Source organism: Klebsiella sp. JN_Kp121 (assembly GCF_040062145.1).
GTDB classification, from domain to species: domain Bacteria; phylum Pseudomonadota; class Gammaproteobacteria; order Enterobacterales; family Enterobacteriaceae; genus Klebsiella; species Klebsiella aerogenes.
Window position 1 is genome coordinate 1 of sequence record NZ_JBEAHX010000034.1, and the last position, 17,944, is coordinate 17,944.

At 53.9% G+C, this 17,944-nt stretch carries 15 protein-coding genes and 1 pseudogene; 2 read left to right on the plus strand and 14 right to left on the minus strand.

The genetic code is table 11. The features are described from left to right. Positions 1–212: 212 nt before the first annotated feature. From ABLU86_RS21810 to ABLU86_RS21820, 3 genes are all read right to left on the minus strand, one after another. Positions 213–434: a hypothetical protein gene (locus ABLU86_RS21810; RefSeq protein ID WP_015369447.1), complete on the minus strand. Its 222-nt coding sequence runs from the start codon at positions 432–434 to the stop codon at positions 213–215. 276 nt (positions 435–710) lie between these two features. After that, on the minus strand, positions 711–3,821 hold the full coding sequence (locus ABLU86_RS21815) for an efflux RND transporter permease subunit (protein ID WP_116289691.1): 3,111 nt from the start codon (positions 3,819–3,821) through the stop codon (positions 711–713). Positions 3,822–3,834: 13 nt separating this feature from the next. Then, positions 3,835–4,974 carry an efflux RND transporter periplasmic adaptor subunit gene (locus ABLU86_RS21820; RefSeq protein ID WP_279281342.1) on the minus strand — a complete coding sequence of 380 codons (1,140 nt, stop codon included), beginning with the start codon at positions 4,972–4,974 and terminating at the stop codon, positions 3,835–3,837. Between the two features lie 356 nt (positions 4,975–5,330). Between ABLU86_RS21820 and envR the strand changes: the two genes are divergently transcribed. Next, positions 5,331–5,987, plus strand: a complete 657-nt coding sequence (envR, locus tag ABLU86_RS21825) for an acrEF/envCD operon transcriptional regulator (protein ID WP_348796033.1) — start codon at positions 5,331–5,333, stop codon at positions 5,985–5,987. An 83-nt stretch (positions 5,988–6,070) separates the two neighbouring features. On the opposite strand, the gene fis is transcribed toward envR, so the two are convergent. The 11 genes and pseudogenes from fis to ABLU86_RS21880 all read right to left on the minus strand — a co-directional run bounded on the left by fis (position 6,071) and on the right by ABLU86_RS21880 (position 15,584). Then, positions 6,071–6,367 (minus strand): DNA-binding transcriptional regulator Fis, encoded by a 297-nt coding sequence (gene fis, locus ABLU86_RS21830; protein WP_000462905.1) that lies wholly within the window; start codon positions 6,365–6,367, stop codon positions 6,071–6,073. Continuing rightward, a pseudogene (dusB, locus tag ABLU86_RS21835) lies at positions 6,349–7,357 on the minus strand (tRNA dihydrouridine synthase DusB). The gene fis and the pseudogene dusB overlap by 19 nt, the downstream one beginning before the upstream one ends. Before the next feature lie 357 nt (positions 7,358–7,714). Then, on the minus strand, positions 7,715–8,596 hold the full coding sequence (gene prmA, locus ABLU86_RS21840) for a 50S ribosomal protein L11 methyltransferase (RefSeq protein ID WP_015703628.1): 882 nt from the start codon (positions 8,594–8,596) through the stop codon (positions 7,715–7,717). Between the two features lie 11 nt (positions 8,597–8,607). Continuing rightward, positions 8,608–10,059: a sodium/pantothenate symporter gene (gene panF, locus ABLU86_RS21845; protein WP_063402704.1), complete on the minus strand. Its 1,452-nt coding sequence runs from the start codon at positions 10,057–10,059 to the stop codon at positions 8,608–8,610. Continuing rightward, on the minus strand, positions 10,049–10,291 hold the full coding sequence (locus tag ABLU86_RS21850) for a DUF997 family protein (RefSeq protein ID WP_015369454.1): 243 nt from the start codon (positions 10,289–10,291) through the stop codon (positions 10,049–10,051). Before ABLU86_RS21850 ends, panF begins: the two co-directional genes overlap by 11 nt. A 110-nt stretch (positions 10,292–10,401) precedes the next feature. Beyond that, positions 10,402–11,751, minus strand: a complete 1,350-nt coding sequence (accC, locus tag ABLU86_RS21855) for an acetyl-CoA carboxylase biotin carboxylase subunit (protein WP_015369455.1) — start codon at positions 11,749–11,751, stop codon at positions 10,402–10,404. A gap of 10 nt (positions 11,752–11,761) precedes the next feature. After that, on the minus strand, positions 11,762–12,223 hold the full coding sequence (gene accB / locus ABLU86_RS21860) for an acetyl-CoA carboxylase biotin carboxyl carrier protein (protein WP_015369456.1): 462 nt from the start codon (positions 12,221–12,223) through the stop codon (positions 11,762–11,764). Between the two features lie 22 nt (positions 12,224–12,245). Then, a complete protein-coding gene (gene aroQ / locus ABLU86_RS21865) occupies positions 12,246–12,698 on the minus strand; it encodes a type II 3-dehydroquinate dehydratase (protein ID WP_015369457.1) in 453 nt (150 codons plus the stop codon). A gap of 233 nt (positions 12,699–12,931) precedes the next feature. Then, positions 12,932–13,531 (minus strand): protein-methionine-sulfoxide reductase heme-binding subunit MsrQ, encoded by a 600-nt coding sequence (msrQ, locus tag ABLU86_RS21870; RefSeq protein ID WP_110915941.1) that lies wholly within the window; start codon positions 13,529–13,531, stop codon positions 12,932–12,934. Then, positions 13,531–14,532 carry a protein-methionine-sulfoxide reductase catalytic subunit MsrP gene (gene msrP, locus ABLU86_RS21875; RefSeq protein WP_163389430.1) on the minus strand — a complete coding sequence of 334 codons (1,002 nt, stop codon included), beginning with the start codon at positions 14,530–14,532 and terminating at the stop codon, positions 13,531–13,533. The genes msrQ and msrP overlap by 1 nt, the downstream gene beginning before the upstream one ends. A gap of 77 nt (positions 14,533–14,609) precedes the next feature. After that, complete coding sequence (locus tag ABLU86_RS21880; protein WP_032709254.1) at positions 14,610–15,584, minus strand: MDR family oxidoreductase; 975 nt, start codon at positions 15,582–15,584, stop codon at positions 14,610–14,612. A 213-nt stretch (positions 15,585–15,797) separates the two neighbouring features. Between ABLU86_RS21880 and csrD the strand changes: the two genes are divergently transcribed. Continuing rightward, positions 15,798–17,738, plus strand: coding sequence for an RNase E specificity factor CsrD (gene csrD / locus ABLU86_RS21885; RefSeq protein WP_015369461.1), 1,941 nt, complete (start codon positions 15,798–15,800; stop codon positions 17,736–17,738). Positions 17,739–17,944 lie beyond the last annotated feature (206 nt).

Sequence of the window (17,944 nt, forward strand, 5' to 3'; positions counted from 1 at the left end):
TTGCGGCCAGACGCGCCGCCATCTTCCCCGGTGGCGCTGCGCTTACCGGGGCTACAGACCCGTAGCCCGGGAAAGGCGCATCGCGCCGCCCCCGGGAAAATGACCATATCAATATAAATGAAAGGCCCAGTCGTGAGACTGGGCCTTTTGTCTTTCTGGCGGCTAAGCCAAAGGGAACGCATCCCGGCTTACGCGTTTGTGGAGAGGTATCACTAACGCGTAAGCGCCACGATTCCTAACGTGAGACCGGCAACCGCTGCAGCCCCACCGGCGATTGCGCCAGCGGTTTCCCAGTTATCCTGAGTTGTGCCTTTTACACAGGTATTGGTATGCACCAGTCGGCCCTGCGAGTCATAGACCGGCACGCACGGGGAATCATGGGCACAGCCAGCAAGCAACGTTGCTAACAATGTCACTAATATTAATTTTTTCATGGTATTACCTCTAAATAACCGTTTGCTGTCAACGATGTCAACACATAACGGAATAGCTTATTTTACCACCGCAATGACCCGGCCCTGGAAGGGGAAATAATCTCAAATTATGAGCAGAGTAAATATCGTGAAGAGAAATGAGAAATAATGAAGAAAATATGTAGAAAGGGATATTTCAATGCGTCAGTCGGGGATGGGAATTAATATTTCTACTAACTTATTGTTCTGATAGATATAAAAAAAGGCGCCGGTTGGCGCCTTGATAATCATAGTCGATTATTCTACGTGGCGGGTAAAGCGACGCCTTACAACCACAAAGAACACCGGCACGAAGAAGATGGCCAGCAGCGTTGCGGTAAGCATACCGCCCATCACGCCGGTACCGACAGCGTTTTGCGCGCCGCTACCAGCGCCGTGGCTAATCACTAACGGCATGACCCCGAGAATAAAGGCTAATGAAGTCATTAATATAGGGCGCAGACGCATACGGGATGCTTCCAGGGTCGCCTCGATAATACCTTTGCCTTCTTTATCCATAAGGTCTTTGGCGAACTCAACAATAAGAATGGCGTTCTTCGCAGATAAACCAATAGTTGTTAACAGGCCAACCTGGAAATAAACGTCATTATTCAATCCTCTAACTGAGGCTGCTAATAATGCGCCGATAACTCCTAATGGCACAACCAGCATAACGGAGAATGGAATAGACCAGCTTTCATAGAGTGCTGCCAGACAGAGGAAGACGACTATCAGCGAAATAGCATATAGCGCTGGCGCCTGGTTACCTGATAAACGTTCCTGATAAGACAAGCCCGTCCAGTCATAACCGATACCTGCAGGCAGTTTACTGGCCAGTTGCTCCATCAAGGCCATGGCTTCCCCGGTACTCTTACCCGGAGCCGCTTCGCCGAGGATTTCCATCGAAGGCAGGCCGTTGTAACGTTCGAGACGCGGAGAACCATATACCCAACGTGAAGTAACAAATGCCGAGAACGGCACCATTTCACCGTTAGAGCTGCGGACATACATGTTATTGATATCACCGGGTAGCATACGGAAACTGGCATCGGCCTGAACATAGACTTTCTTCACGCGGCCGCGGTCAATAAAGTCATTCACATAATAGCCGCCCAGTGCAGCTGATATCGTTTCGTTAATGTCGGATAACGAGACGCCCAGCGCCTGCGCTTTCTCTTGATCGACGTCGAGTTTAAACTGCGGTGTGTCTTCAAGGCCATTAGGGCGAACGCGTACCAGCTGTTCCGTATGCTGTTTTACCATCCCCAGAAGCTGGTTTCGTGCCTGAGTTAGCTGTGTGTGTCCTAAGCCACCCTGGTCAATCAGCTCAAAGTCGAAACCGGTCGCGGTACCTAACTCGATGATGGCCGGCATGTTGAACGGGAAGACCATTGCATCTTTAATCTGGCTAAATGCGGCGGTGGCACGCTTAATAATGGCTTCAACGCCGTTTTCCGAACCGCTGCGCTCTTCCCATGGTTTCAGACTGACAAACGCCATACCGGAGTTTTGTCCTTGTCCGCTGAAGCTAAAGCCGTTAACGGTGAACACGCTCTCAACATTAGCTTTCTCTTTCTGTAGATAGTAGTCGCTGACGGAGTCGAGCACCTTTTGCGTACGCTCTTGCGTAGCGCCAGCAGGTAACTGAACCATGGTCAGGAACACGCCCTGGTCTTCATCAGGCAGGAAGGATGTAGGCAAGCGGACAAACAGCATCGCCATGCCGATAACGATCAGCAGATAGATAACCAGGTAGCGCCCGGTGCCGCGCAGGATCCCGCTTACGCTGTTGGTGTAGTGGTTAACGCTTTGGTCGAACCTGGCATTAAACCAGCCGAAGAACCCCTTTTTGCCATGATGGTCTGCGGATGCTGGCTTTAACATGGTTGCGCATAGCGCCGGGGTCAGTACCAGCGCGACCAGTACAGACAGCGCCATCGCGGAAACGATAGTGATGGAGAACTGACGATAAATCGCCCCGGTCGAGCCGCCAAAGAAGGCCATCGGGACGAATACCGCCGAGAGCACCATGGCGATACCAACCAGCGCCCCCTGAATCTGCTCCATTGATTTCTCTGTGGCTTCAACGGGGGAAAGCTTGTCCTCGACCATGACGCGCTCAACGTTCTCTACCACCACGATGGCATCGTCGACCAGTAGCCCTATCGCCAGCACCATGCCAAACATGGTTAGCGTGTTGATGGAGTAGCCGAACATCGCCAGCACCGCAAAGGTACCCAGCAAGACGACCGGCACAGCGATCGTCGGGATAAGCGTTGCGCGAATGTTCTGCAGGAACAGATACATCACGAGGAAGACGAGGATAATGGCTTCAAACAGCGTTTTGACCACTTCGTGAATGGAGATTTTAACGAACGGCGTGGTGTCGTAGGGATAAACAACTTTCATCCCTTGCGGGAAGAAGGGCTGCAGCTCGGCAAGTTTCGCTTTGATCGCCGTAGCGGTATCTAACGCATTGGCGCCGGTCGCCAGCTTGATCCCCAAACCAGAGGCGGGTTTGCCATTAATGCGCGCGACAACGTTATAGTTCTCGCCGCCCAGTTCAATGCGCGCGACATCCTTCAGGCGAACCACGGAACCATCGGCGTTAACCCGCAGCGTGACTTTACCGAATTCCTCAGGATCTTTCAGGCGAGTCTGAGCAATGATCGAGGCATTAAGCTGTTGACCTTTAACCGATGGTGTACCGCCAAGCTGTCCGGCGGCGATCTGATCGTTTTGCACCTTCAACTGGTTGATAACATCAACCGGCGTGAGGTTATATTTATTCAGCAGGTTGCCGTCGAGCCAGATACGCATGGCATATTGCGCACCGAACAACTGTACATCGCCCACGCCGTTAAGGCGGCTGATAGGGTCTTTGATGTTGGAGGCAACGTAGTCGGAAATATCATCCTGGGTAGTGCTTGGATTATCAGAGATAAATCCGGCAACCAGCAGGAAGCTGCTACTGGATTTCTCAACGCTAATACCTTGCTGCTGTACTTCCTGTGGCAGCAGCGGCGTCGCCAGTTGCAGTTTGTTCTGCACCTGCACCTGGGCGATATCCGGATCGGTGCCGGATTGAAAAGTGAGCGTGATGGTGACGCTACCGGATGAATCACTGGTAGAGGACATGTACATCAGATTATCGATACCATTCATGTTCTGTTCGATAACCTGAGTGACGGTGTCCTGCACGGTTTGCGCATCTGCACCCGGGTAGGTTGCCGAGATGGCTACCGCGGGCGGCGCAATCGTGGGATATTGCGCAATAGGGAGCTGCATGATGGCGAGGCCGCCGGCAATCATCATGATGATCGCCAGCACCCATGCAAACACCGGTCGATGAATGAAGAACTTAGACATAGCGATTCATACCTTATTGTGCGGCGGAGGCAGTGGTATCTTCCGTCGCCTTCACGGTGACGCCTGGGCGAACCTTCTGTAACCCACTAACGATGACTTTGTCGCCGTTTTGCAGGCCGCTGGTGATTAACCATTTATTGCCTATCGCCTGGGCGGCGGTGACTTCACGGTTTTCCACCTGGTTCTGCGCATTAACGATTAACACAGTGGCATCGCCGCGCGGCGTGCGGGTAACCCCCTGCTGCGGTACCAGAATCGCTTGCGGATTGACGCCTTCATCGATACGGGCGCGGACAAACATGCCCGGCAGAAGAGTGTGTTGCGGATTAGGGAATACCGCGCGCAGCGTAATGGATCCGGTGCTTTCATCGACGGTCACGTCAGAAAATTGCAGCGATCCCTTCAGGGAATAGGGTTGGCCATTTTCCATAATCAGCTGCACGCTTTTACTGTCATCACCGCGCTGCAGGCTTTCCTGTTTCAGGCGCATAAAATCGTTGCTGGATTCGGTTACGTCGACATAGATCGGATCGAGTTGCTGCACCGTCGCCATGGCGTCCGCCTGGCCGTTGGTCACCAGTGCGCCTTCGGTTACGCTGGATTTACCAATCCGCCCGTCGATGGGCGAAGTCACCTTGGTGTAAGCCAGATTGATACGGGCGTTTTCGACCGCGGCTTTAGCCGCCACGACATCGGCATCGGCCTGACGCGCGGTAGCGACGGCCTGATCGTATTCCTGCTGACTGATGTACTGAGTTCCAAGCAGAGGAACATAACGTTTCACCGTCAGATGGGCGATAGCCGCTGCGGCTTCGGCTTTTGCCTCGTCGCCTTTGGCGCTGTTCCAGGCCGCCTGGTAAGTAGCGGGGTCGATTTGATAGAGCGATTCACCGGCCTTGATATCGCTGCCCTCGACAAAGTTGCGTTTCAGGATAATACCGCTGACCTGAGGGCGAACTTCAGCGACACGGAAGGCCGATGTTCTCCCTGGGAGCTCAGTGGTGACGGAAAGCGGTTCACTGTGTACTACATGTACGCTAACCTGCGGCGTCTGAGGTTGTGCCTGCTGGTCGCCTGAATTATCGCAACCGGTAAGCAACAAGGCGGAGATAATTAGGCTGGATAAAAGAGATACTCTGGCATGACTCGTCATTGCTGTTCCTTATAGATTACGGGCCGGATAGGGCGGCGAATCTGCGAAGAAATAATGAATTTTAAAGCGGTTCGTTATCCTACAAATAAACACCGGTGGATGTAAGGAATAGTTATTTTTGGGCAATGAACAAGGCACGCAAAAACAAAAAACAGGCGATTGATTTAGCTCCTCTTCCTTTAATATTTATTTTGTGAATGTATTCTTATTTTATATTTATCGCATGTATTAAATTCTCGTGTAATTAAATGTCAGTATCTGCATTTTTGCTAAATAATATTTTTTATGGAATGCTAAATTGGCTGGTGTATCAGTCAATTCTGTATTCACCGTTAGGTAGCGAGTGGGAAAAGGTTATGGCCAGAAAAACCAAAGAGGACGCCTTAAGAACGCGTCAACTCCTGATTGAGTCCGCCATTCAGCAGTTCGCGCAGCGCGGCGTTACCAATACCACGCTGACCGATATCGCTGACGCCGCGGGCGTCACGCGTGGAGCGGTGTACTGGCATTTTTCCAGCAAGGCGGAGTTATTTAATGAGATGTGGCAGCAGCAGCCGCCGCTCAGAGAGCTACTGCCCCATCAACAGTGGGAGCTGGATAACCAAAATCCGTTAAACAGGTTACGTAAAAAATTTATTACCGGATTACAATATATCGCTGAGAATTCCCGACAGCAGGCACTGCTACAAATTCTTTATCATAAATGCGAGTTTACCAGTGACATGCTGCCGGAAAGCGAAATCCGCAAACGAATTGGCTTCAATTACGCCATAATCCGTGACGTCCTGCAGTGTTGCGTAAGAAATAGATTATTGCCGGCGGAAACAAATATCGAAATTACGTTGATAATATTACACGGCGCTTTTACAGGAATTATCAAAAACTGGTTAATGGATCCTGAACAATTCAATCTCTATCAGCAGGCGCCCGTGCTGGTAGACAATATTATGTCGGCGTTATCGCTGCAACAACCTGACCATAGCGTGTGGTCAATGGCTGCCGTGGGGCAGTAGTTCAGTATAAAAATCAGGTATAAAAAAAGGCGCTTCCCCATGCCGAAGAGCGCCTTTTTAATTCAGCAATTTACTGATTAATATCAGTTCATGCCGTATTTTTTCAGTTTCTTACGCAGAGTACCGCGGTTGATACCCATCATCAGGGCAGCGCGGGTCTGGTTACCACGGGTGTATTGCATCACCATGTCCAACAGTGGCTGTTCAACTTCAGCCAATACCAGCTCATACAGATCATTAACATCCTGACCATTCAGTTGAGCAAAATAGTTCTTCAGTGCCTGTTTAACCGAGTCACGCAGGGGCTTTTGAGTTACCTGATCCTGAGAGTTAACGGTAGAAACGGTCAGTACGTCAGAATTTACGCGTTGTTCGAACATAGTTCTGTCAGCTCTTTATTTCTATTACGCAAAATTTTCGAAGTATGCCTCCAACGCCTCCAGCTGTTCGCTGGCATCCTCAATGGCGTTGAATGTGCGCCGAAACTGGTCATTTGGAGCATGCTCCTGGAGATACCAGGAGACGTGTTTACGCGCGATTCGGTACCCTTTTGCCTGACCGTAAAAGTCATGCAGTTCCCGAACGTGCGCGCAAAGCAAGCGCTTAACCCCTGCCAACGGCAGGGGGGGCAGCAACTCCCCAGTGTCCAGATAATGCTGGATTTCCCGAAAGATCCAGGGTCTTCCCTGAGCCGCACGGCCTATCATGAGAGCGTCAGCCCCCGTGTAGTCGAGCACGGCTCTGGCTTTAAGCGGGTCAGTAATGTCGCCATTCGCGATAATCGGAATGGAAACTTTCTGCTTAACTGCCCGAATACTGTCGTATTCAGCTTCTCCGTTAAACAAGCAGGCGCGAGTGCGTCCGTGAATAGTCAGAGCCTGAATGCCACATTCTTCAGCCAGTTGGGCAATCTCTACACAGTTACGGTGTTCCGGTTCCCAACCGGTGCGAATCTTGAGAGTCACCGGAACGTCCACTGCCTTGACGACCGCGGTCAGGATTGATTTCACCTGATCGGGATACTGCAAGAGGGCTGAACCAGCGAGCTTACGATTCACCTTTTTAGCCGGGCACCCCATATTGATATCAATAATCTGGGCGCCGCTTTCCACGTTAATACGGGCGGCTGCGGCCATCTCTTCCGGTACGCTACCGGCGATTTGCACGGTACGAATACCGGGCTCATCAATGTGCACCATCCGTAACCGGGACTTGTCACTCTCCCATACCTGCGGGTTGGAGGACATCATCTCGGAGACGGTTAAACCTGCTCCCATCTCGTAACACAGCGTCCTGAATGGTCTGTCAGTGATGCCAGCCATAGGTGCTGCGATCAGGCGATTTCTGAGCTGGTGGTGTCCGATGCGCATGAGTTAAGAAATGACCATACTGTGACTGCAAGGCGGCGTATATTACGCATTTTTTGCGCGAGATGAAAGGCCAAACTTTGACCAATCCTCTGTTACAGATCAATGAATCCAGGAGTAACGTAATAGCCATGAATAAATTATCATATTAATCATTGTGTTATTAGCAATGGGATAATTTGTGTCCAATTATAAAATCACAAAACTTCTCGATTTTTCTGAGACGAAGGCGATACGAGACGGGATAAAACGCTGTTTTTGTAGCCAAAAAAGGGCATCGTAATGCGATCCGGCTCTCATTTCCTGGCAATATTCGGCGGTTACTGGAAACAAAAATGCGGCCCGTAGGCCGCAGCTTACTTAGTTCTTCTGTCCGGTAATTCGGCACCACTCCTCTTTCTCCACCACCGGGTCGAGGGTGAAGAGCGGGGCGTAGGCTTCGCAGACGCTTTCCGCTTGGCTTGCCAGGATTCCGGAAAGGCCAAGCAGGCCGCCTGTAACCGGCAGGACGCTGATTAAAGGGGCCAGCTCACGCAACGGGCCTGCCAGGATGTTTGCGACCACCACATCGGCTTTCATGGCTTCTGGCTGATCCTGCGGCAAATACAGTTCAAGGCGTTCGGAGACGCCGTTACGCTGGGCGTTATCACGGCTGGCCTGAATGGCCTGCGGATCGATATCAATACCGATAGCTTTGGCGGCGCCCAGCTTCAGCGCGGCGATCGCCAGGATGCCGGAACCGCAGCCAAAATCGATAACCGTTTTGCCCTGCAGGTCAAGGCCGTCGAGCCATTGCAGACACATCGCGGTCGTTGGGTGAGTGCCGGTACCAAAGGCCAGTCCTGGATCAAGCATCACATTGACTGCATTCTCATCAGGAACATCGCGCCAGCTCGGGCAAATCCACAGGCGTTCGCCGAAACGCATCGGGTGGAAGTTATCCATCCACTCGCGTTCCCAGTCTTTATCTTCCAGTTGTTCAATTTTATGCGCGAAGCCGGCGCCGAGCAGCGGATGCTGCTCAAGGATAGCAACCGCTTCGTTCATGTCGCTTTCTGCGTCGAACAGACCGATAACGTCGGTATCGCCCCACAAACGGGTTTCACCCGGCAGCGGTTCGAACACCGGCGTGTCGTGGGTGTCCTGGAAGGTAATCGAGACCGCGCCGGCCTCCATCAGCGCGTCGCTCAGTTCTTCCGCGTGAGCGCCGGTCGTATTCAGTTTTAGTTGGATCCAAGGCATGGCAAAACTCTTTATTTATCAGTAGTCATAATAGGGGCTGGTGGTACGGGTTGACCGAAGCGGTTCCCGACGACAAAAGCCAACAAACTTAGCAGCAGCGAGGGCACGATAGGGTGGAAGCCCAGGTACTGAATGTTAAACGTCGCGAGCACGGCATACAGTATGCCGCCCACTAACATCGCGCTGAGCGCGCCGGCAGCGTTTGCCCGCTCCCAGTAAAGGCCCAATACCAGCGGCCATAAGAACACGGCTTCCAGGCCGCCAAAGGCCAGCAGATTAAGCCAGATAATCATTTCCGGCGGCCGCCAGGCGGCCAGCATCATAAGTATGCCGAGCACTAAGGTGGCGATCGTTGAGATCCGCTTCAGCTTCTGCTCGTTACGCTTTTTCGTCGGCTGAGCGCTGAGCCACAGATCTTTAATGATCGTAGCCGATGCCTGCAGTAAATGGGCGTTAACGTTAGACATAATCGCGGCCATCGGCGCCGCTAAAAACAGCCCTGCGGCCCACGGCGGCAGCACCTGAACCATCAACGTCGGGATCACCTGATCGGGCACGGTGAGGCCCGGCAGGACGGCGCGGCCAAGAGCGCCGGCGAGATGCATACCGAACATCAGAATCGCCACGACGATGGTGCCAATAACGATCCCGCGGTGTACGGCCTTGCTGTCTTTATAGGAAATACAGCGTACGGCGGTATGCGGCAAGCCGATGACGCCGAAACAGACCAGCACCCAGAACGAGGTCATAAAGGTTGGCGTGAGGATATTATCGGCGCCGTGGGGCGACACCAGCTGCGGGTCGATTTGCTGGAGTGTTTCTACCGCCTGATGCAGGCCTCCGGCGGCATGCACTACACCAACCAGCAGGACGATCGTTCCGATCAACATCACCATCCCTTGCATGGTATCGTTGAGTACGCTGGCGCGGAAACCGCCAAAAGCGGTGTAGAGCGCAATTGTGATACCAAATATCAATAGTCCGGTTTCGTACTTGATCCCGGCGGCGGTTTCCAGCAGGCGCGCGCCGCCGATAAACTGCACCGCGATGGCCCCAACAAAGGCCACCAGCAAGCTGACGCTGGCAATCCATACCACCGCGCGGCTTTGGTAGCGCGCCTGCAGCATATCGTTAAGGGTAATGGCATTGTAGCGGCGCGCCAGGATCGCGAACTTCTTGCCGAGGATCCCGAGAGAGAGCCAGATCGTCGGTACCTGGATCATCGCCAGCAGTACCCAGCCCAGCCCATATTTGTAGGCGGCGCCAGGGCCGCCGATAAACGAGCTGGCGCTAATATAGGTGGCGGTGAGGGTCATGGCTAATACAAAGCCGCCCATCGATCGGCTGCCGAGGAAATACTCGCTCAGGAAGTTCCCGGTACTGCGTTTACGCATCGCGTAAAGAGACAGCCCGAAAACGACAAACAGATAAGCGATCAGCACCACGATAATCTCAAGCTGCATCGTTATCCTCCAGAGAGATATCGCGGAAGATAAAGCGCACCATCGCCCAGCACAGCAGGACGAACAGCAGCGGCACCAGCAGGCAGGCCAGTTCGAACCAGTGCGGCAGGCCGGTAAAGCCGATACCGACGCCAGGCAGATAGGCCGCTGCCAGCCACGCGGCAAGATAGAGAAGGGTCAGCCACAGCGCCCAGCGCGCTTCTTTATGGGCCTGAACAAATCTTTTGTCCATTTTTTGTCCCTTGAGGATGAAGAAAGCGGGGATTGTACCGCATGGAAAAGTCGAGGGGAGAGAAAAAGAAAAAAGGCCGGATAATCCGGCCTTTTGCAGCGAGTACAGGATTATTTTTCCTGCAGTCCGAGTTTTTTCTCCAGATAGTGGATATTGGTACCACCATGCTGGAAGTTCTCGTCGCTCATAATGCGCATCTGCAGCTCAACGTTGGTTTTGATGCCATCGATGATCAATTCCTGCAGCGCGTTCTTCATGCGGGCAATCGCCACATCACGGCTTTCGCCGTAGCAGATCAGTTTACCGATCATTGAGTCATAGTACGGCGGTACGGTGTAACCGGCGTAGATATGAGACTCCCAGCGCACGCCAAAACCGCCCGGCGCGTGGAAGCGGGTAATTTTACCCGGGCTCGGCAGGAAGGTATTCGGGTCTTCGGCGTTGATACGGCATTCCACCGCATGACCGCGAACCTGCACTTCTTCTTGCTTGATAGACAGCGGCTGACCCGCCGCGATGCGCAGCTGTTCTTTGATCAGGTCAACGCCGGTGATCATTTCGGTAACCGGGTGTTCTACCTGAATACGGGTGTTCATCTCAATGAAGTAGAACTCGCCGTTTTCAAACAGGAACTCAAAGGTACCCGCTCCGCGATAGCCGATATCCACACAGGCTTTCGCGCAACGTTCGCCGATGTAGCGACGCAGTTCCGGGGTAATGCCCGGCGCCGGCGCTTCTTCGACGACTTTCTGGTGACGACGCTGCATGGAGCAGTCGCGTTCCGCCAGATAGATAGCGTTGCCCTGGCCGTCCGCCAGCACCTGAATCTCGATGTGACGAGGATTTTCCAGGTACTTCTCCATATAGACCATGTCGTTGTTGAAAGCCGCTTTCGCTTCCGCTTTGGTCATGGAGATGGATTGCGCCAGTTCAGCGTCGCTGCGCACGACGCGCATGCCGCGACCGCCGCCGCCGCCGGAGGCTTTGATGATAACCGGGTAGCCGATGCGTTTGGCATGCGCGCGGTTAGCGTCCATGTCGTCGCCCAGCGGGCCATCAGAACCTGGAACGGTCGGAACGCCAGCTTTCTTCATTGCGGTGATGGCGGACACTTTGTCGCCCATCAGGCGGATAGTGTCGGCTTTCGGGCCGATGAAGATGAAACCGGAGCGCTCAACCTGCTCGGCAAAGTTAGCGTTCTCGGAAAGGAAACCGTAACCCGGGTGAATCGCTACCGCGCCGGTGATTTCCGCCGCGCTGATGATAGCCGGGATGTTCAGATAGCTTTTTACGGACGGAGCCGGGCCGATGCAGACCGTCTCATCCGCTAATAATACGTGTTTTAAATCGCGATCCGCGGTGGAGTGCACAGCAACGGTCTTGATGCCCAGTTCTTTACAGGCACGCAGGATGCGCAGTGCGATCTCGCCACGGTTAGCGATGACAATTTTATCCAGCATGTTCGCCTCGTTACTCGATGACAACCAGCGGCTCGTCGAATTCTACAGGTTGGCCGCTTTCGATCAGAATGGCTTTAACCACGCCGGCTTTGTCGGCTTCGATCTGGTTCATCATTTTCATCGCTTCTACGATGCACAGGGTGTCGCCCACGTTAACTTTCTGACCGACTTCCACAAAGGCTTTCGCGTCCGGGCTCGGGGTGCGGTAGAAAGTACCGACCATCGGGGAACGTACGATGTGACCACTGATTTCCGCTTTCGCTTCAGCGGCAGGTGCTGCTGCCGGCGCTGCGGCGGCTGGCGCCTGAGGCTGGGCGATTGGCGCAGCATAGGCTTGCTGCATTACCGGATAGCTAGCAGCCGGCGCTGCACGGCTGATGCGTACAGACTCTTCGCCTTCAGAAATTTCCAGTTCGGAGATGCCTGATTCTTCAACCAGCTCGATCAGTTTTTTAATCTTACGAATATCCATGAGTGGGTTCCGTACTCTTTGTTTAGTGTGTTTGTGACAGGCGTTTTACCGCCGTCTGTAAAGCGTATGAATAGCCGTCCGCACCTAATCCGCAGATCACGCCCGAGGCGACATCAGACAGATACGAGTGGTGACGGAACGGCTCGCGCGCATGCACGTTGCTCAGGTGGATCTCGATAAACGGGATACTCACGGCAAGCAGCGCGTCGCGGATGGCCACGCTGGTATGCGTAAACGCGGCCGGATTGATCAGGATATAGTCCACAGAGTCTTTAGCCTGATGAATTCGGTCGATGAGCGCGAACTCCGCATTGGATTGCAGGTGGTCGAGCGTCACGTTTAGCGCTTCCGCTTCTGCGGTTAAACGGTTAACAATTTCTGCCAGCGTTAGCGAACCATACTTCTCGGGTTCACGGCTGCCGAGCATATTAAGGTTTGGTCCGTTCAAAAGCAAAATGCGAAACTTGTCAGCCATTGTGCAGCTATCTCCTGCTAACCTCGGGTAAAAAACAAAATATACCTTCGATACGCGCTTGTCACCTTTTCAGGGTTCGAAAACCCCTTCAGGAAAACCAAAGTCGCACATTATAACGATTTCGTAGCAATTGGCAGCTAAATACTGGTCTTATCAGGGAAGATTATCAACCGCTATCGTAAAAAGAGTCGCGGTTGATAAACGTTATGCGGGGAACTGCACATATCCGGAGATTAGCGCCACCACTGGCGAAACTTCTTGTAGCGGCTGGCTAAAAGTACCGTTGCCAGCCCGGCATAAATCAGCGGCTGCGGCGATATAATCTTCACCGACCACAGATAATGTATAGGGGCGAGGATCGCCACCAGATAGACGAAGTTGTGCAATGTTTGCCAACGACGGCCTAATTTTCGTTGCATGTACTGGGTTGACGTCGCCGCCAGCGCCAGTAAAACCAACCAACTGATTAAACCAAGCATGAGATACGGACGGTTGATTATCTCGGAACCGAGTAGCGCCAGATTGTTAATGCCGAGCTCCAGCAGCGTATAGCTGGTGAGGTGCAACGTGGCCCAGGCAAAGCACCATAACCCTAATAACCGGCGGGTGCGTATCAATAATGGCTGTTTAGCGTAGCGCGCCAGCGGCGTAATAAGCAAGGTGGCGAGCAAAAACTTCAGCGCCATCCGTCCGGTAAAATGCTGGATATCCTTTGCCGGATCGGCGCTGAAATAGCCCTGATGTCCGGCCCAGAACAGCCAGACAAGCGGTAAAAAACCGGCTAAATGCAGCGCAACTTTCAGCCAACCTATCTGTTTAACGCTCAGACGCACTAGAAATTCTCCTGTAAGTTAAGCCCGCGATACAGCGAGGCGACTTCCTCGGCATAGCCATTAAACAGCAACGTTGGCTGGCGTTTTACGTCGAGTACGCCGCCGGCGCCGATAAACCGCTCGCTGGCCTGCGACCAGCGCGGATGATCGACGTGCGGGTTCACATTGGCATAGAAACCGTATTCATCCGGCGCCGCCAGATTCCAGGTGGTCGGCGGCCGCTCGCGGGTTAATTCGATGCTCACGATAGATTTAATCCCTTTAAAGCCGTACTTCCACGGCACGGTCAGGCGGATGGGGGCGCCGTTTTGCGGCGGCAACGCTTTCCCATAGACGCCAACGCTCATCAGCGTGAGCGGGTGCATCGCTTCATCAAGGCGCAACCCTTCGACATAGGGATAGGCCAGGCCGCCGCCGATGAAGCGATCTTTTTGTCCAGGCATTTGTTCTGGCGCATACAGCGTTTTGAAAGCGACGTAGCGGGCGTTGCTGGTGGGCTCCACCAGCGCGAGTAGTTTATGCAGCGGGAAGCCGACCCACGGCACGACCATCGACCAGGCCTCCACGCAGCGCATCCGATAAATACGCTCTTCCAGCGGGAAACGACGGGTCAGGTCGTCGTGATCGAGCGTCAGGGGTTTGGCGACTTCGCCGCCGATGGTAAGCGTCCAGGGGTCAGTGCGCAGGCTGCCTGCGTTAGCGGCCGGATCGGCTTTATCGAGGCCGAATTCATAAAAGTTGTTGTAGCCGGCGACTTTATCTTCCGGGGTGAGGGCGAGCTTACTTTGCCATGCTGCGGGTTTATCAAAGGTCAGCGCCTTTCCGGCAGGCGCCGGCGGGCGATCGTGGCCTTTAAACCAATCGAGCAGGTCGGCGTGGGCCTTCGTTGAGAGCGACATCGCCGTCGCGCCGATACCGAGCATTTTCAGCACCTGACGGCGCTGCAGGTTAAATACCGATTCCGCCGTTACGTCGGCTTCCGTCAGTTTTCTGGTTTTCATGGCGTCCTCCGTCATACTTTTTCCTAAGCATGACGGAGGCGCAGCGCGATCGCGAATATGTCACGAAAAATTGCAGATTAGCCGATTTTGACCAGCGTACGTCCCTGGATCTGGTTGTTCATGATTTTGTCGGCGAAGGCCGGAGCATCGGCCAGGGTGATTTCGGTCGCGCTTTGCGCGTAAAAAGACTCCGGCAGATCGCGCACCAGCCGGCGCCAGGCTTCTGCGCGGCGCGCAGGCGGGGTCATTACCGAATCGACGCCCTGCAGGCGTACATTGCGCAGGATAAACGGCATCACGGTGGTCGGCAGCGCGAAACCGCCCGCCAGGCCGCAGGCCGCGACGCAGCCGCCATAGTTCATCTGCGCCAGCACCTTAGCCAGCACTTTATCGCCGACGGTATCGATAGCGCCCGCCCAGATTTGTTTTTCCAGCGGACGGCTCTCAGCGAACTCGTCGCGGCCCAGAATACGCTGCGCGCCGAGGCTTTTCAGATAGTCGTGGGTGCTTTCGCGACCGGAAACCGCCGCCACCTGATAACCCAGATGATGCAGCAGAGCGACTGCCGTGCTGCCGACGCCGCCGCTGGCGCCTGTTACGACGATCTCGCCATCCTGCGGACGCACGCCGGCGTCTTCCAGCGCCATCACGCATAGCATGGCGGTAAAACCTGCGGTACCGATCGCCATCGCTTTGCGTCCGTCGAGACCTTCAGGCATGGCCACCAGCCATTCGCCTTTGACGCGGGCGCGCTCGGCCAGGCCGCCCCAGTGATTTTCTCCCACGCCCCAACCGGTGAGTAATACCTGCTGGCCAACGTGAAAACGCGGATCTTCGCTGGCGTGGACGGTACCGGCAAAATCGATACCAGGAATCATCGGAAAGTTGCGGATAATTTTTCCTTTGCCGGTAATGGCCAACGCATCTTTATAATTGAGGCTCGACCAGTGAATATCGACAGTCACATCGCCTGGCGGCAACAGGTTGGCATCGATGTTTTGCACCGAGGAAAGGGTTTTGCCATCCTGCTGTTCTAAAATTAATGCCTGCATATGTGGTTCCTCGCGGTTTGAAGATTGGAAAAATTATTCTGCAGACTATACTCGCTAACGGCATTATTACGTGGATGTAACGCAATAAATTGCCAGATACGCCAGCTTTGGTAGTATGCGTCGCTTCAGAAAGTTAGTACTTACTTAAGAAAAGTCTCAAAAGGGGCCCGAATGCCCATCGGGTAGTTATTCACACGCGGAGTTAACACAGGGATGCGATTAACGACGAAATTCTCAGCATTTGTTACGCTGCTCACCAGCCTGACGATTTTTGTCACGCTGATCGGCGCGTCGCTGAGCTTTTACAACGGCATTCAGATTAAGGTTGAGAATCGCGTACAGGCGGTGGCGACGATGCTGGATAGCCGCCTGGTGACCACCTCTTTTGAGAAGCTCGAACCGCAAATGGATGAGCTGCTCACGCCGGTAGAAGTCGAACATATTGATTTTCTGCTCAACGGCAAATCGCTTTACAGCCATACCCGCGGTGATAGTTACCGTCCGCTGGGCAGTAACAATCAGTATCGTGAAATGACGGTACCCTCGCTCAAACATCCCGGAATTTCGATTCGTCTGGTCTACATGGACCCGATGGTCAATTACTTCCGCTCGCTTCACGTCACCGCGCCGCTCTCCTTCGCCATCGGCTTCATGGTGCTGATTATCTTCTTTTCGATTCGCTGGATCCGCCGCCAGTTGGCGGGGCAAGAACTACTGGAGCTGCGCGCGCGGCGCATTCTCAGCGGCGAGCGCGGGCCGCAGGTGCGCGGTTCGGTTCATGAATGGCCGGCCAGTACCAGCAGCGCGCTGGATATGCTGCTCTCGGAGCTGCAGTTCGCCAGCGATCAGCGCAGCCGCATGGATACCCTGATTCGCTCCTACGCCGCCCAGGATTCCAAAACCGGCCTTAACAACCGCCTGTTCTTTGATAATCAACTGGCGACGCTGCTGGACGATCAGGAAAAGGTGGGGGCGCACGGTATTGTGATGATGATTCGCCTGCCGGAGTTTGATCTGCTGCGCGACAACTGGGGACGGGCGGCGGCGGAAGAGCATTACTTCACGCTAATTAATCTGCTGTCTACTTTTATTATGCGTTATCCCGGCTCGCTACTGGCGCGCTATCACCGTAGCGATTTCGCCGTCTTATTGCCGCATCGCACTCTTAAAGAGGCCGATAGTATCGCCGGGCAGTTACTGAAAGCGATGGATGCGCTGCCGTCAACGCGGGTGCTGGATAAAGACGACACGATGCATATCGGCATCTGCGCCTTCCGCAGCGGCCAGTCCACCTCTCAGGTGATGGAACACGCCGAAGCCGCCACCCGCAACGCCGTGCTGCAGGGGAGTAATAGCTGGGCGGTTTACGATGATTCGCTGCCGGAGAAGGGGCGCGGCAACGTGCGCTGGCGAACGCTTATCGAGCAGATGCTCAGCCGCGGCGGCCCGCGCTTGTATCAGAAACCGGCGGTCATGCGTGATGGGCGGGTACATCATCGCGAGCTCATGTGCCGCATCTATGACGGTAAAGAAGAGGTGATTGCCGCCGAGTATATGCCAATGGTGCAGCAGTTTGGCTTAGCGGAAGAGTACGATCGCCTACAGATTACGCGTTTGCTGCCGTTATTAAGTTATTGGCCTGATCAAACGCTGGCCCTGCAGGTGACCGTGGAGTCGCTGATTCGCCCGCGTTTCCAGCGCTGGCTGCGCGATACCATGATGCAGTGCGAAAAATCACAACGTCGGCGGATTATTTTTGAACTTGCAGAGGCGGATGTTTGTCAATATATCGGCCGTTTACACCCGGTTATGCGGTTGATAAACGCGCTGGGCATTCGCGTCGCTGTGGTTCAGGCCGGGTTGACGCTGGTTGGCACCAGTTGGATCAAGCAGCTGGACGTAGAAGTGATCAAGCTGCATCAAGGGCTATCGCGCAATATTGAAAAACGCAGCGAGAACCAGTTACTGGTTCAAAGTCTGGTGGAAGCCTGTAAAGGGATGCCGGTACAGGTTTTTGCGACGGGAGTACGCAGTCGCAGCGAGTGGCAGGTGCTGTCGCAATGCGGCGTGACCGGCGGTCAGGGGGAATTTTTTGCCGCCTCACAGCCACTTGACACAAATGTGAAAAAATATTCGCAAAGATACTCGGTTTGATCTGCCGTTTGGCGTGATTTCACGTAGAATAACGCGCGCCATAGTAAAGGGGGTGTGCTTGTCTACCCGCCGGAATGTCGCAACTTACGCAAGACTGACCTTTGACAGGTACAAACAGAGCACGGAGCACAGCTGATTTATTCAGCGCCGAAGGGACTTCGTAAATGTTTGTAACAAAGGAAATGAACTGCACTAATTTTCACCGT